This window comes from Streptomyces hirsutus (assembly GCF_001418415.1).
In the GTDB taxonomy this organism is placed as follows: domain Bacteria; phylum Actinomycetota; class Actinomycetes; order Streptomycetales; family Streptomycetaceae; genus Streptomyces; species Streptomyces hirsutus.
Genome location: NZ_LIQT01000269.1, coordinates 1 through 15,001 on the forward strand (window position 1 = coordinate 1; position 15,001 = coordinate 15,001).

The window sequence follows — 15,001 nt, forward strand, 5'->3', positions numbered from 1 at the left end:
GGAAAAGCCAGCAGGGAGTTAAGAGCAACAAGATTCCGCGAGCGCTTCACCAAGCCCAATACTCGCTGTTGTCACATCCATCGACGTGGAGGGAACGACCATGCGGAAGAGGAACGCGATCGCAGCGATCGTGGTGAGCGGAATCATGGTGGGCGGCGCCGGTATCGCCATGGGCAGTGAGGTGACGGAGGGGTCCTCCGCACGGGAATCGGCCGTGCAGGTCCGGGCGGACAAGGCGTCGGGGCTCGGGGCGCAGGGGACCTCGGGGCTCGCGGTGAGCACCGTGGCCGGGGCCACCGACGCGGTCATCCAGAAGGTGGGCGACGGCCGCATCACCGAGGTGGCGCTGACCCAGGAGAACGGGAGCGCCGTCTGGAAAGTGACCATCGACCAGGGCAAGGGCCCGATCCGGGTCACGCTCGACGCCGCCACCGGCGAGATCGTCAAGAGTGCCGCCGCCACGGCCTCCGACGACTGCAGCACCTCCCCCGGAACCGGAACCGGCACGGGCGGGAGCGACGGCGACGACGACGATGACGACGACGGCGGTCCAATCCGCGAAGGCGTCACGCCGAGCAAGTAACCGCGATTTCCGAATCCGTCCTGAATCCGAGAAAGGCCGGGAAACAGCATCGTGAACCCGACGGACCGCATGGTCAGAATCCTGTACGTGGAAGGCGCGGGACTTCTCGCATCGGACGCGTACGGCCGTATTCACCTGCTCGACGACGAACTGCGGCTCGTGGCGTCGTCGCCTTTCGTCCGACAGGGCCGGCCGCTGTACGGGCTGGCCGTCGCCGACGGGTGGGTGATCGGCAAGGACCGTATGGGCGCGGTGTGCCGGTGGTCTCTGGACACACTGGACCTGGTCGACCGGCTGGACCCGGCGACGATGTGCGATCCGTCCCTGCTGCTGCCGCGGGAGGAACCCTCGCCGTGCAGTTCCCGCGGCATCGGCATCTGGAAGGACCGCGTCTTCGTCACCAGCGGCTACCACCGGCAGATGCTGGTGCTGGATCTGCACACGTTCGAGGTGCTGGAGATCCGGCCGAACATCTGCGGTGAGAGCCCCATGGAGTGGGCGTGCACCGAGCACCCCACCCGGCACGCCGTCTCGGACAAGCGCGGGCATCTGCGGTTCGGTTCGTTCGAGGACGGGGTGTTCCCCGACCTGGTCAAGCTGGACGACGGCAACATCCACCGGGTGCGCTACGACGCCCGGCACGACCGGTTCTGGGCCACCCAGGACTTCGGCGAGGGCGACAACGCCGACATCGCCAACGGGGTCGTGGTGGTGAGCACTTCGGGGGAGAAGGAGAGCGAGCTGCTGTTCGCCCGCGACGACGTCGAGTTCGTGACCTTCTCCCCCGACTTCACCCGCGCCTACTCAGGCGGTTTCGACGGCGAACTGCACATCTTCGACAACACCCGCCGGGAGCTGCGCGTCGAACGCACCGTGACCGGCTTCCCGCACCAGCTCAGCGACCTGACCGTCGGCTCCGCGGGCCAGGTGTACGTCCTGTGCCAGGACGGCACGATCATCGAACTGGACGCCACCGGCGAGTTCGTACGCGACACGGGCCACCGGCGGCAGGCGGTGTGGGACGTCCAGCCGTCGCGGGAGGACGCGCGCACGCTGTACTGCGCCACCGATTCCGGGGTCGTCGTCGCCCGCGTGGAGGACTCCGCCGCCGGCCCGATGCTGCGGGTGGAGGCCGAGCACACGACCGAGTGGGGATTCACCCGGCGGGTGGCGCCGGTCGCGTCGGGCTGGGTCGGCATCACCCGCGACCGGACGGTCTTCCGCGCGGACCGCGACGGGACCGTCCGATGGCATGTCCGGCTGCCGGATCTGCCGCACACCGTCGCGGTCTCCCCGGACGGCGGCCGGGCCCTGGTGGCGACCAATGGGGGCGCCGTCGAACTGGACACCGGCGACGGCCGGCGGCTCGCCGGGTTCGGCGTGGACGGCCTGCCCGTCTGGGCGACCGCGTATCTGCCGGACGGCGACCGGGTCCTGGTCACCAGGAACGGCGTCATCGCCGTCCTGGACGCCTCGGACGGGAGCCTCCGCTGGCGTTTCGACCAGGGCGAATATCCCAAGCGCGCCTGGGCGCAGGACGGCCGGCTGTACATCGTCGGGGACGGCGGCCTGAAGGAGGTCGAGATCGGCGTGGGCGTGGCGGCCCGCTGGTCGAAACTGCTGTCGAACACGGTGGAGAACGCCGTCCTCGCCGACGGACTGGTCTGCGCCTCCTCGTACGGCATGCAGCTGGCCGCCTACGAGCACGGCAGCGCGAAGTTCGCCGGCCTGCTGGAGGACCTGGCCGACTACCCCAAGGCACTCGCCGTGGTCCGGGACGCGGACGGCTCCCCGCACCTGCTGGTGGGCTGCCGTACCGGCCTGCTGTCCCTCTACCGCCTGGACGCGGACCCCGGCGGACGGCAGGTCTTCACCAAGCTGCGCGACCACTGGCTGCCCCGCCGGCCGGTCCGCCACACCCTGCACCACCGCGACCACCCCGCCGACGACGCGGCCGGGAACGTGCCGGCCGTGGCCGGAGTCGCGGGCTGAGCCCCGCGCCGCGTACGGCGAACCAGTCGCGTACGACGAACCAAGGGAGAGGACCTCTTGCGCACCATCGATCTGCGGCCCGGCCCGGCCGGTCATGCCGCACCCGTCACCGACGTGGCCTTCCGGCCGGACGGTTCGCAGCTGGCGACCTGTTCGTACGACGGGACCGTGCTGCTGTGGGACGTGAGCAGGCCGACGCGGCCGAAGCCGCTGACCCGGCTGCACCACCGCCGTCTGGTCAACGCCGTCCAGTGGAACCCCGTCCGCACGGACCTGCTCGCCACCGCCTCGGCGGACAAGACGGTGGCCGTCTGGCGGATACCGGAGCACCCGGACACCCGGCGGCCCACCCTGCTCACGGTCCTGGCCCGGCACACCGACGACATCAACGCGGTCGCCTGGATGCCCGACGGCCACCGCCTGATCTGCGTCTCCGAAGACGGCCGGGCCACCCTGTGGGACACCCGCACCGGTGCCTTCGCCGGCGAGGTGGGGTCCCACGCGGCGCACTGCATGATGGTTTCGGTCAGCCTCGACGGCCTGGTCGCCACCGTGGGCGAGGACGGCATGGTCGCCGTCTGCGATCCCGACCGCCCCGGCAGCACCGTCGAACGCCACTGCGCGGCCTCCGTCGAGGGCTGCGCCTGGTCGCACTCCGGTACGACGCTGGCGATCACCCGCGACGACGGTGTGGTCGAACTGCTCACCCCCCGCCTCGCGGTGCGCCGGACGGTGACCGTCGCGCGGACCGCGGCACGCGCGGTGGCCTGGGCGGAGGACGACGCCTCGTTCGTCGTCGGCGCCTACGACGGCTGTCTGCACGTGTTCGACGCCGACGGACGGCGGCTGCACCGGGTGCACGACGCGCGCATGTGGCCGCGGTCGGTCGCCGTCGCGCGGGGCCGGGTGGCGGTGGGCAGCTTCTGGAACGGCCCGCACCTCGTGGACCTCGCCAGGGCGACGCCGCTGGCCGAGCCGTCGGCACCGAACCACGGCCCGAACGCGATGGCCGTGCTCGGCGGCGAACTCCTCGTGGGCTGCGACTCGGGCACGGTCATCGCCTTCGACCCGGACGCGGACGGCGCGGCGCCGTCGGTGCGGCTGCTGCCGGTCTCCGACAGCCCGGTGCTGTCGCTCGCCGCGGACGGCGAGGAGTTCTACACGGGTACCTACGCCGGGCACGTGCACCGCTGCAACGCCGACGGCGAACTGATCGCCGTCACCGAGCCGCTGGGCGCCCCCGTGCCCTCCCTGTGCCGCGTCGCGGACCTGCTGGTCGCCGGCACCTACAACGGCGCGCTGATCGGCCTGGACCCGAGTTCGCTGGCCGAAGCGGACCGGGGCGAGCCCCATGCGGGCTCGGTGAAGTCGCTCGTACCGTTCGGCGACGGCTTCGCGTCCGCGGCGACCGACCGCACCACGGCGGTCGGAGGGCTGCACGGCCGGGCCACCCTGTGGGAACACGGCAACCTGGTCAACTCGGTCGCCACCCTGGGCGGGCGGGTCGTGGCGAGTGCCTCCCGCGACCACACGGTCAAGGTCGGGCTGCTGGAGCGTTCCCCCGCGGGCGAGGCGTGGGAGGTGGTCCGCCGGCGGACACTGCTGGGCCCGGACGAGTCGGTCAAGTGCGTGGCCCTGCTGGGCGACCCGGACTCCCCGGTGGTGCTCGCCGGCTCGTACGACTTCGGGCTGCACCGGTGGAAGGTCGACTGGGACGACGACAACGGCCTGCGGTCGGGGCGTCTGGTCGACGAGTTCCGGCAGGGGGTGTCCTGCATGTACCGCCTCGACGAGCGACGGGCCGCGGTCGCCGGCTGGGACGGGCAGATCCTGATCGTGGGCCTCGACGCCGACGGCGAGGTGCACGTGCAGCGGCGCTTCGACCTCGACACGCTCGCCCGTCAGGCCCGGCAGAGCCTCTGGGCGGTGGCGAGTTGACCGCGGGGGCGGCCCTCGGCGCGGCGACGGTGAGGGCTCGCGTACCCGTCGACCTGCACCGCGCGGCGGGGCGAACGGCCGAGCTGGTCACCTTCCGCGGCCTGCCCGACGACGGCGAGCACCTGGCCTGCCTGGTGCCCCCGCGGGACACGAGGGCACCCCTGGTACGCCTGCACAGCGAGTGCCTGACCGGCGACGTGTTCGGTTCCACCCGCTGCGACTGCGGTCCGCAACTCGACGAGGCCCTGAACCTGCTCGCCGTGCACGGCGGCGTCCTGCTCTACCTGCGTCAGGAGGGCCGAGGCATCGGCCTGTACAACAAGCTGGACACCTACCTGCTGCAGGACCGGGGCACGGACACCTTCGAGGCCAACCGGCTCATCGGACGCGGCGCCGACGAACGCGACTACCTGGCCGCGGCCGTCATGCTGCGCACCCTCGGCCTGCACCGCGTCCGACTGCTCACCAACAACCCGGACAAGGTAAGGCAGTTGCGCGACCACGGCATCGACATCGCCGAAACCCTGCCCACCGGGGTGCACCTGACGCCCGGGAACGCCGCCTACCTGGAGGCGAAGGCCCGCAGCGGCCACCACCTCCCGGTCCGCGGCCCCGAAACGGAGGTACGCGCATGAGACTGGAGGACGTCGCCGCCTCCCCCCACTTCCAGGAGTACGCGGAGCCGGCCGACCCGCGACGGCTCAGGCCCACCGCCGAGGCCGCCGCCCGACTCGCCGCGGCCGGCCCGAAGGAGCTGGCGTCGCTGGTCGAGGACGGCTCGGCGCCCCTGCCCGACCGGCTGGCGGCGGGCGGCATCCTCGCGCTGCTCGGGGATCCGCGCATCACCGCCGTCCCCGCCGTGTGCGCCGTACCGGGCGGCACCGTCGAGATCGGCCTGCCCGAACGGGAGGTGGCCGACGCCGTCGGCCGGTGGACGCACGTGGGCGTGGAGCGCGAGTGGATCGAGAAGGAGACCCCCGCCCACCGGGTGGACCTGGCCGACTACCGGATCGCCACCTACCCCGTCACCAACGCCGAGTACCAGGCCTTCCTCCGGGAGACCGGCCACCCCGCCCGCCCCACCACCTGGTACCTGGGCGCCCACCCCCACGAGCGGGGCAATCACCCCGTCGCCGGCGTCCGGCCCGCCGACGCCGAGGCCTACGCCGCCTGGCTGGGCAGGCGCACCGGCCTGCCCTGGCGGCTGCCCACCGAGGCCGAATGGGAATACGCGGCCAAGGGCCCGGACGGGCTCGCCCACCCCTGGGGCGACACCTTCGACCCGGACGCCGCCAACACCCGCGAAACCGGCATCCACACCACCACCCCGGTGGGCGCCTTCCCCGCCGGCCGCTCCCCGTTCGGCGCCCTCGACATGGGCGGCAACGTCGAGGAGTACGTGGCCGACTCCTACCGTCCCTACCCAGGCGGCCCGTTCGTCCCCGACCACCTCGTCCAGACCATGGGCGAGTACCGGATCGCCCGTGGCGGGAGCTTCTGCCGCTACGGCGACCTCACCCGCACCCGCCGCCGTCACGGCCCCTTCCCCGGCCCGCTGTACCCGGTCGGGTTCCGCCTCGCCCTGAGCACCCCACCGCAGCCGCACGATCCGACGGAGGCAGACGCATGACCCGCGAGGTACCCGGCGACCTGTGGAAGAGGCTGACCAGCACCGTGGGCCTGGTCTGCGCCCACCACGACGGCGTCACCAACGTGATGTCGGCCGAGTGGTCCTACTTCGTCAACAAGCGGCCCCTGTACGCGGCCGTGGTCCTCGGCCCGCGCGCCGCCACCGGCCGGATCGTCGAAGCCGCGGGCGAGTTCTCGGTGACCCTGTGCGCCGAGGACCAGGCCGGACTCGCCGACTTCGCCGGCAGTTTCTCCGTCACCGACATCGACAAGACCAGCAGCGAACTCATCCGTCTCGGCGCGCCGGAGGCGACCGCCACACCGTGGGTGACCGGCGGCGTCGTGGCCGTCGAGTGCCGGCTGCGCCAGGTCGTCCCCCTCCCCGTGCACACCATGTACCTCGGTGAGGTCCTCGCCGCGCATGTCCCGGACCGTCCGCCCCGGCCCCTGGTCAAACACGGCGCCATGCACACCCTGGGCGAACCCGCCCGGCGCACCGCCGTCGTCGCGGCCGCCGAACTACGGCACGGCGGCATGCTGCGGGTGGCGGCCACCGGCCCGGCCCTCGACGGCCCGCAGGAGTGGCGAGTGGGCCTGCTGGACGCCGACGGTACCCCGACCCCGCTCGGTGCCCACCCCTCGGCCCGGTACGAGGACCTCCTGGTGGACCTCCCCCTTCCGGCGGGCCTGGAGAAGCACCGCCTGTCCGACCACCGGGTCGTCGTCGAACGGGAGGGCGCCGAGCCCGGATTCACGGGCATCTCCGGGACCGGCCGATGAGTGCGTCCTCCGCCGCCGATGCCCTCCCCGGCACCTCCCTGCGCATCGCGGCCGTGCAGAACGCGGCCCGGCCGCTCAGGATCGGCGACAACGCCCGCGCCGCGGCCGCCCGGGCCGCACACGCGGCACACGAGGGAGCCCGGCTCGTCGTCTTCCCCGAGCTCCACCTGTGCGCCTACGACCTGCCCCGGCTCGCCCACGACGCCGGCGACGCGGCGGTGCGCGCCGACCGCTCCCGGCACGTCACCGACCGCCGCCTGGAGCCGCTCGTCCACGTCGCGGTCCACCACCGGATCACCGTGGTCATCGGCGCCGCCGTACGCCATCACGACGGCCGGCTCACCAACTCGCTCCTGGCGGTGGAGCCCGGCGGCACCATCACCGTCCCCTACGACAAGCAGCACCTGTGGCACGACGAGGAATCGGCCCTGTTCTCCCCCGGCACCCGGGGAGCGGCCCTGACCGTCGGCGGCTGGCGTCTCGGACTGGGGGTCTGTTACGACATGTCCTTCCCCGAACACGCCCGCGCCGCAGCCCTGGCGGGTGCCCATGCCCTTCTGTACCCGGCCGCCTTCGCCTCCGGGACCGAGCACCGAGCCGCCGTCTACCTCAAGGCCCGCGCCCTGGAGAACACGGTCTACACCGTGTTCGTCAACCCGATCGAAGGCCCCGGGCACCGCCCCTGCAATGGCGCCGGCGCGGTGTACGGCCCCGATGGCGGCACGGTGTCCCACGCCGGGGCCGGTCGGGACACCGTGCTCCTCGCCGACCTCGAGCCGAAGGCCGTCGCACACGTACGCGGCTATCTGCGCATGCTGGCGGAACACCGGGCGTCCGCGGTGACGGACGCACCGGCCACGCGTCCCTGACCCGGTCCCGGGACCGACGGGCGGACCGCCCGGATCGCGAGGGAGTGTTCTCCCGGGGCGCCGGAACGATCTACCGATCGGCACCAGCCGGGGCCGCGCGGCGGTCCCGCGCGGGGCACGGGCGGAGGGCCCCTCCGGAGTTGTGTGGCACTGAGTGCCGTGAGCCCTCCCCAAAAATGGCACTCAGGGATATCGTGCTGGGCAGTGAGCCGGTTGGGTGGCCGCCAGCCGGGCATCACAGGGGTGACGTCCCGGACCGCGAGTCCTCTCGATGGCGACCGCGAAGCCTTCGGACGCGCACTCACCTCAGCAGATCGACCGGTTACCGACCGATCGACCCACCGCCCGGCCGGCGCATGGTCGTCCCACCCGTACCGCCATCCGTCGCCCACCTCATGAGGAGCCGCCTGATGTCCGACTTCGTACCCGGTCTCGAAGGAGTCGTCGCGTTCGAGACGGAGATCGCCGAACCGGACAAGGAGGGCGGCGCCCTCCGGTACCGGGGCGTCGACATCGAGAACCTGGTCGGGCACGTCTCCTTCGGGAACGTCTGGGGCCTCCTTGTCGACGGCGCCTTCAACCCCGGTCTGCCGCCCGCCGAGCCCTTCCCGATCCCCGTGCACTCCGGTGACGTCCGCGTCGACGTCCAGTCCGCGCTCGCCATGCTGGCGCCCGTCTGGGGCCTGAAACCGCTCCTCGACATCGATGCCGAACAGGCCCGCGACGACCTCGCGCGCGCCGCCGTCATGGCCCTCTCCTACGTCGCCCAGTCCGCGCGCGGCCAGGGCCGGCCCATGGTCCCGCAGAGCGAGATCGACAAGGCGCGCTCCGTCGTCGAACGCTTCATGATCCGCTGGCGCGGGGAACCCGACCCCAAGCACGTCGCCGCCGTCGACGCGTACTGGACCTCCGCCGCCGAGCACGGCATGAACGCCTCCACCTTCACGGCCCGCGTCATCGCCTCCACCGGCGCGGACGTGGCCGCGGCCCTCTCGGGAGCCGTCGGCGCCATGTCGGGGCCCCTGCATGGCGGCGCGCCCTCGCGCGTCCTCGGCATGATCGAGGAGATCGAACGCACCGGGGACGCCGAGGCGTACGTGAAGCGGGTGCTCGACCAGGGCGAACGCCTCATGGGCTTCGGCCACCGCGTCTACCGCGCCGAGGACCCCCGCGCCCGCGTGCTGCGCCGCACCGCGCGCGATCTCGGTGCCCCGCGCTTCGAGGTCGCCGAGGCGCTGGAGAAGGCCGCCCTGGCCGAACTCCACGCCCGCCGTCCCGACCGCGTCCTGGCCACCAACGTCGAGTTCTGGGCCGCCATCGTCCTGGACTTCGCCGAGGTGCCGGCCCACATGTTCACCTCGATGTTCACCTGTGCCCGTACCGCGGGCTGGTCGGCCCACATCCTCGAGCAGAAGCGCACCGGCCGCCTGGTCCGCCCCTCCGCCCGCTACATGGGCCCCGGCAGCCGCGACCCGAAGGAGATCGAGGGCTACGCGGACATCGCCGACCGGGCCTGACACCCGCGGTGCGACGGGAGCCCGGGGCCCGAGGGGTTCCGGGCTCCCGGAAACGCGGACGACCCGCGAGCCTGGTCCTCCCAAGGAGGGGCCGGCCGGACGTACCGGCGACTCGCGGGTCGGGCGACTGCGTGGGATTGGGCCGGTCGCGTGCGTCAGGCACACGTTGGTCCGGCGCCGAACCGAGTACGGCGACGGGCTACTGGCCCGCAGCCACCTCTTCCGTCCGGTATGAATACATCTGCCGAACCACCTCCTTTCCGGAATACCCCCCACCCTAAGAACCGTCCTGCCGTCCGATCAACCGGTTTTTCGAGATATTGACCGTTGGACCTGTCGCCGCCGGTCACCTACCGTGCGGCGCATGGAGAACACGGTGCGGCGGGCGATCGCGGGCGGGTCGGTGTTCGAGGAGCGGATCGGCTACGCGCGGGCCGTGGTGGACGGGGACCGGGTGTACGTGTCCGGGACCACCGGGTTCGACTACGCGGCCATGACGATCTCCGACGACGTGATCGAGCAGGCCGAGCAGTGCCTGCGGAACATCGAAGCGGCCCTGGACGAGGCGGGGTGCACCCTCGCGGACGTCGTGCGGGTGCGTTACCTGCTGTCCGCGCGGGAGGACTTCGAACCGTGCTGGCCCGTGCTGAGGCGCTGCTTCGGCGAGGTCCGGCCCGCGGCCACCATGCAGGTGTGCGGGCTCGCCGATCCCCGGATGAGGATCGAGATCGAGGTGGACGCCCGGCGGGGGAGCGGCGGGAAGCCGCGGGGCGGCGGCGGCTGAGCGGCGTCCGGGACCGGGCGGAAAATGCCGGTGGCGTACAACGATTTTCTCAATGTTGTGGGAACCCGATGTGCGCTGAGTCACGTTCAAGTTGAATGATTGCAAGTGGGCGGACCGACGTGCCGTACGTAGGACGCAGCTGCAGGGGGTCCAGGTGAGTGCTTCCCGGCGTAGTGGGACCACCGACGAACTGGGGCCCGACGAGCCCGAGCGGGAGAGTTCGGACGGTTCCGATCTGCTGGCCGCGTTGCTGGACGGCATGGACGCCGCCCTGTGCGCCTTCGACGCGGACGCGGTGGTGACGCACTGGAACCGTGAGGCGGAACGCATCCTCGGCTGGACCGCGGCCGAGGCCGTGGGCCGGCAGGGCTTCGCCGGATGGGCGGTGCGCGGCGCGGATGCCGCGGAGGTCGAGGGGCGGCTGATGTCGGCCATGGACGCCTCGGGCCGGCAGGTGAACGAGTTCGCGCTGCTGACCAAGGACGGCGGCCGGGTGTTGGTGCGCACGCAGTCCGCGGCCGTCCGCGGGCCCGACGGGAAGCCGGCCGGCGTGTACTGCGCGTTCAGCGAGGTGCACGCGCAGATCGACCTGGAGCGGTCGATCGCGCTGAGCGAGGCGCTGCTGGAGGACGCGAGCTGGGGCGTCGTCCTCGTCGACGCCGATCTGCGGCCCGCCGTGGTGAACGCGCACGCGGCGAAGGCGTTCGGCACCGGGCGCACCTCCGTACTGGGGCGGCCGCTCGGGGAGCTGCTGTCGCAGGGCGTGGAGGAGCTGGAGAGCGCGCTCACCCATGTGCTGGCCCAGGGCGCTCCGCCCGCGCCCGCCGAGATCTGGGTGAGTGTGCGGGAGCCGGAGGGTGATCGGCGACGGTGCTGGCGGTGCGGCTTCGTGCGGCTGGCGTCGCCGCTGGCGGAGGAGCCGGTGCCGCTCGGCGTGGGCTGGATGTTCCAGGACGTGACCGAGGTCCGGCAGAGCGAGCAGGAGGCCTCACTGGTGCGGTTCCGGGCGCAGCAGCTGCACCGGGCGGCGCGGGCGGCGGCCGAGTGCGAGGACCCGGCGGAGGCCGTCACCGTCCATCTGGACTTCGCGCTCGCCGGGTTCGCCGACCACGCGCTGATCGACCGCGTGGCGGACCGGGCGGCCGACGGGGGCGCGGGTGACGCGGAGAGCGCGGGCCGGGACCACCTGGTGCGGATCGCGGCCACTCCGTCCGGGGTGCCGGGGCCGAGCCGGCTCGCCGGGCAGGCGGGCCTGCCGGTGCGGTACGGCCAGGGGCATCCCGCCCTGCGGTGCGTCGAGCGGGCCGGTTCCGTACGGGCCGACGCGGGGGCGGTGCCGGCGGAGGAGGCACGCGCGTGGGCGGTGTCCCGGCAGTGGCCGGCGGACGCCGCGCACGCCCTGTGCACGGTACTGCGCAGCCGGGGCCGGACGCTTGGTGCCGTGACGTTTCTGCGGGGCGCGGGACGCAACGCCTTCGAACGCCCCGACGCGATGTACGCGGAGGAGGTGGCCCACCGCATCGCCACGGCCCTGGACCTGATGGGAGCGGCCGGGCGGCGGGAGTGACCCCGGCCCGGCGGCGAGGTTCAGTGCCGGTAGAAGATCCGGTCGCCGTACTGCTCCAGGACGCGGCCGTTCCAGTCGTGGCCGCCGTCGACGTTGCCGGAGCGCAGGAGGGGCGGCTCGATGCCGCGGTCGGCCAGGGTGGCGGCCGCGGTGGCCATGACCGCCTGGAGGAGAGCCGTGGTGACGACGGTGGAGGCGGGGGCGAAGGGGGCGGGGACGTTGTCCAGGGTCAGCTCCGCGTCGCCGACCGCGATCTTGGAGTCCAGGACGAGATCGCAGTGGTCCTTGAGGTACGTCCCCGACACGTGCCGGGACGTCGTCTCCGTCGCGTACGCCACCGAGGTCACGCCGATGACCTTCAGGCCCAGGGCGCGGGCGTTCATGGCCATCTCCACGGGGAGCGCGTTGCGCCCGGACAGGGAGACGATCACCAGCGCGTCGCCCGCGCGGGCCGGGGACGAGTCGAGCACGGCACTCGCGAGCCCGTCGACGCGTTCGAGGGCCGAGCCGAGGGTGGCCGGCATCACGTCGACGCCGACGACGCCCGGGACGGCGAGCAGGTTCATCAGGGCGAGTCCGCCCGCGCGGTAGACGATGTCCTGCGCGGCGAGCGAGGAGTGGCCGGCGCCGAAGGCGAAGAGGCGCCCGCCGTCCGCGACCGTGTCGGCGAGCAGGGTGCCCGCGGCGGCGACGGAGTCGGCCTCCTCGTCGCGGACCCGGTGCAGCAGGTCGATCGCGGCGTCGAGGAACCGGCCGGCCGGCGTACGGTCGCTCATGCGGCATCCCTTCGGGGTGGACTGCTGCCGATCACCGTGCGGTCCGGACCAGTAACCTGTCAATATGGCGGCCCGAGGGGGCCCGGAAGCCCCCCGCGGCGGCCCCGTACCACCGTGTACCACCCCGTGCGTACCTTTCCTTCCACGGCGCGGCTCGGTTGTCGGTGCCATGCGTCAGAATTGAGTCCAGGGCCAGCGCATGCGCCGGTGAGCCGTCCAGCCTCCGGCAGAGCCAATCGCAGATCTCATCGAGGGGCACGTATGTCCGGACTGATCGACACCACGGAGATGTATCTCCGCACCATCCTCGAGCTGGAGGAGGAAGGCGTGGTCCCCATGCGCGCCAGGATCGCGGAGCGGCTCGACCAGAGCGGTCCGACGGTCAGCCAGACGGTGGCCCGCATGGAGCGCGACGGCCTCGTGTCCGTCGCCGCCGACCGGCATCTGGAGTTCACCGACGAGGGCCGCCGCCTCGCCACCCGCGTGATGCGCAAGCACCGTCTCGCCGAGTGTCTGCTCGTCGACGTGATCGGCCTGGAGTGGGAGCAGGTGCACGCCGAGGCCTGCCGCTGGGAGCACGTGATGAGCGAGGCCGTCGAGCGCCGTGTGCTGGAGCTGCTGCGGCACCCCACCGAGTCGCCCTACGGCAACCCGATCCCGGGTCTGGAGGAGCTGGGCGAGAAGGACGGCGCCGACCCGTTCCTGGACGAGGGCATGGTGTCCCTGGCCGATCTCGACCCGGGTCTCGAGGGCAAGACGGTCGTGGTGCGCCGTATCGGCGAGCCGATCCAGACGGACGCGCAGCTGATGTACACGCTGCGCCGGGCGGGCGTCCAGCCCGGTTCGGTGGTCAGCGTGACGGAGTCGGCGGGCGGTGTGCTGGTGGGCAGCAGCGGTGAGGCGGCCGAGCTGGCGACGGACGTCGCTTCCCACGTGTTCGTCGCCAAGCCGTAGTCCCGGGCCCGGCCGGTGGGCATCGGCCGGGCAGGGGCAGGGGCAGGAACGGGGGTGGGCGCGGGACGGTGGACGCGTGTTCGCGTCCGGTCAACTCGCCTGCTGTGAAAGGAAGTTGCTCCGGAGGTCTCGCGGCGCCGGTGCGATCGCGCCGAATCCGGGCCGAGTGTGCCGAAGCGCAGCGCTCACCCGGTTCGCGTGCGAGGCTGTCGCGTGAGGCATATGACCTGAGGAGCTCTTGGCCGGGCCGACCGCGCTGTCGTCCGGCCGGGGAGGGGCGCGAGGATGTGCCGTGACCACGTGAGGAGCCCCGGCGCCGTGCGGCGCCGGGGCCTGTCCTCCCCTGTGCTGACCCGGAGCCCCGAGCTCCCAGGGTCATTCCCTGCGGACCAATTTCCCCGAGAGGTCCGCCTCCCGTGGGAAATCTCCCCCCGACCGCGGCGATCAATCCCCGAGCGGGGTCACTCGTACGAGGGGTGTTGACGGCTGAAACCCTGTTTTCGAAAGCGCATTCGATAACCTGTGGGGCGACAACAGCAGGCAGGGCAAGCAGCACGGCAAGCAGCGAGCTGGGGGTGCCAAGACAATGGCGCGACGCATCGACGTGACGGGGGCGGGCGGCGTACGTCTCGCCGCCTGGGAGTTCGGCGATCCGCCCAAGACCGGCAGCGACCCGACGGAGCACCCCACCCGGAGCGACGCCCCGAGCGTGCTGCTGCTCCACGGGCTCATGGGCCGTGCCTCGCACTGGGCGTCCACCGCCCGCTGGCTCTCCGGGCGGTACCGGGCGGTCGCCCTGGACCAGCGCGGCCACGGCCGCAGCGACAAGCCCCCGCAAGCCTCGTTCACCCGTGACGCCTACGTCGACGACACCGAGGCCGCCCTCGAGCAGCTGGGCCTCGGCCCGGCCGTCCTCATCGGCCACGCCATGGGCGCCCTGACCGCCTGGCAGCTGGCCGCCCAACGCCCCGACCTGGTGCGCGGGCTGATCATCTGCGACATGCGGGCCTCCGCGCTCGGGGCCGCCTCGCAGCGCGAGTGGAACCAGTGGTTCAAGGCCTGGCCCGTCCCGTTCGCCACCCTCGCCGACGTCCGCAAGTGGTTCGGCGAGGACGACCCCTGGGTGGAGCGGCCGAACCCGGCCCGCGGCGAGTTCTACGCCGAGGTGATGGCCGAGTCCCCGGACGGATGGCGTCCGGTCTTCGACCTCGGCCAGATGCTCCGCTCCCGCGAGACCTGGGTGTACGACGCGCACTGGGAGGAACTGGCCCAGGTGCGGTGCCCCACCCTGGTGGTCCGCGGCCTCGACGGCGCACTGGGCCGCGCGGAGGCCCAGGAGATGGTCCGGGTCCTGCCCCGCGGCCGGTACGCGGAGGTGGCCGACGCCGGCCACCTCGTCCACTACGACCAGCCCGACGCCTGGCGCACAGCCATCGAACCGTTCCTGGACACCCTCCAGGACGCCTGAGCCCCGAACCCCGGGTTCAGGGCCTCGAGCCTCGGGCCCCGCCCCACTGCCTCGTACCCCCGGGCTCGGGCCCGGGGGTACGAGGCAGTGGGGCTGGGCCCGAGGCTCGAGGCCCTGAACCCGGCGTTCTGGGCTCAGGCGTCC

General features: G+C 72.7%; 13 protein-coding genes. 12 read left to right on the plus strand and 1 reads right to left on the minus strand.

Going from position 1 to position 15,001, the window contains the following annotated elements; genetic code table 11:
- Positions 1–100: 100 nt before the first annotated feature.
- The 10 genes from AOK11_RS20365 to AOK11_RS20410 all read left to right on the plus strand — a co-directional run bounded on the left by AOK11_RS20365 (position 101) and on the right by AOK11_RS20410 (position 11,659).
- Positions 101–583: a PepSY domain-containing protein gene (locus tag AOK11_RS20365; RefSeq protein ID WP_055595161.1), complete on the plus strand. Its 483-nt coding sequence runs from the start codon at positions 101–103 to the stop codon at positions 581–583.
- Positions 584–634: 51 nt separating this feature from the next.
- The gene (locus tag AOK11_RS20370) at positions 635–2,575 is read left to right on the plus strand and encodes a WD40 repeat domain-containing protein (RefSeq protein WP_055595162.1); all 1,941 of its coding nucleotides are present in this window, start codon (positions 635–637) and stop codon (positions 2,573–2,575) included.
- 57 nt (positions 2,576–2,632) lie between these two features.
- A complete protein-coding gene (locus AOK11_RS20375) occupies positions 2,633–4,513 on the plus strand; it encodes a WD40 repeat domain-containing protein (protein ID WP_055595163.1) in 1,881 nt (626 codons plus the stop codon).
- Positions 4,510–5,148, plus strand: a complete 639-nt coding sequence (locus AOK11_RS20380) for a GTP cyclohydrolase II (RefSeq protein ID WP_055595164.1) — start codon at positions 4,510–4,512, stop codon at positions 5,146–5,148. Before AOK11_RS20375 ends, AOK11_RS20380 begins: the two co-directional genes overlap by 4 nt.
- Positions 5,145–6,143 carry a formylglycine-generating enzyme family protein gene (locus AOK11_RS20385; protein ID WP_055595165.1) on the plus strand — a complete coding sequence of 333 codons (999 nt, stop codon included), beginning with the start codon at positions 5,145–5,147 and terminating at the stop codon, positions 6,141–6,143. The genes AOK11_RS20380 and AOK11_RS20385 overlap by 4 nt, the downstream gene beginning before the upstream one ends.
- Positions 6,140–6,922, plus strand: coding sequence for a flavin reductase family protein (locus AOK11_RS20390; RefSeq protein ID WP_055595166.1), 783 nt, complete (start codon positions 6,140–6,142; stop codon positions 6,920–6,922). Before AOK11_RS20385 ends, AOK11_RS20390 begins: the two co-directional genes overlap by 4 nt.
- Positions 6,919–7,791 carry a carbon-nitrogen hydrolase family protein gene (locus AOK11_RS20395; protein WP_055595167.1) on the plus strand — a complete coding sequence of 291 codons (873 nt, stop codon included), beginning with the start codon at positions 6,919–6,921 and terminating at the stop codon, positions 7,789–7,791. Before AOK11_RS20390 ends, AOK11_RS20395 begins: the two co-directional genes overlap by 4 nt.
- 410 nt (positions 7,792–8,201) lie before the next feature.
- A complete protein-coding gene (locus AOK11_RS20400; RefSeq protein WP_055595168.1) occupies positions 8,202–9,308 on the plus strand; it encodes a citrate synthase 2 in 1,107 nt (368 codons plus the stop codon).
- A 364-nt stretch (positions 9,309–9,672) separates the two neighbouring features.
- The gene (locus AOK11_RS20405) at positions 9,673–10,092 is read left to right on the plus strand and encodes a RidA family protein (protein WP_055595169.1); all 420 of its coding nucleotides are present in this window, start codon (positions 9,673–9,675) and stop codon (positions 10,090–10,092) included.
- 154 nt (positions 10,093–10,246) lie between these two features.
- Positions 10,247–11,659 (plus strand): PAS domain-containing protein, encoded by a 1,413-nt coding sequence (locus AOK11_RS20410; protein ID WP_055595170.1) that lies wholly within the window; start codon positions 10,247–10,249, stop codon positions 11,657–11,659.
- A gap of 20 nt (positions 11,660–11,679) precedes the next feature.
- Here the strand turns inward: AOK11_RS20410 and AOK11_RS20415 are convergent, their stop codons facing one another.
- Positions 11,680–12,435: an SIS domain-containing protein gene (locus AOK11_RS20415; RefSeq protein WP_055595171.1), complete on the minus strand. Its 756-nt coding sequence runs from the start codon at positions 12,433–12,435 to the stop codon at positions 11,680–11,682.
- 261 nt (positions 12,436–12,696) lie between these two features.
- On the opposite strand from AOK11_RS20415, the gene AOK11_RS20420 reads away from it, so the two are divergent.
- Positions 12,697–13,389, plus strand: a complete 693-nt coding sequence (locus tag AOK11_RS20420; protein ID WP_055595172.1) for an iron-dependent transcriptional repressor DtxR — start codon at positions 12,697–12,699, stop codon at positions 13,387–13,389.
- A gap of 586 nt (positions 13,390–13,975) precedes the next feature.
- Positions 13,976–14,857 carry an alpha/beta fold hydrolase gene (locus AOK11_RS20425; RefSeq protein ID WP_055595173.1) on the plus strand — a complete coding sequence of 294 codons (882 nt, stop codon included), beginning with the start codon at positions 13,976–13,978 and terminating at the stop codon, positions 14,855–14,857.
- Positions 14,858–15,001: the final 144 nt, after the last annotated feature.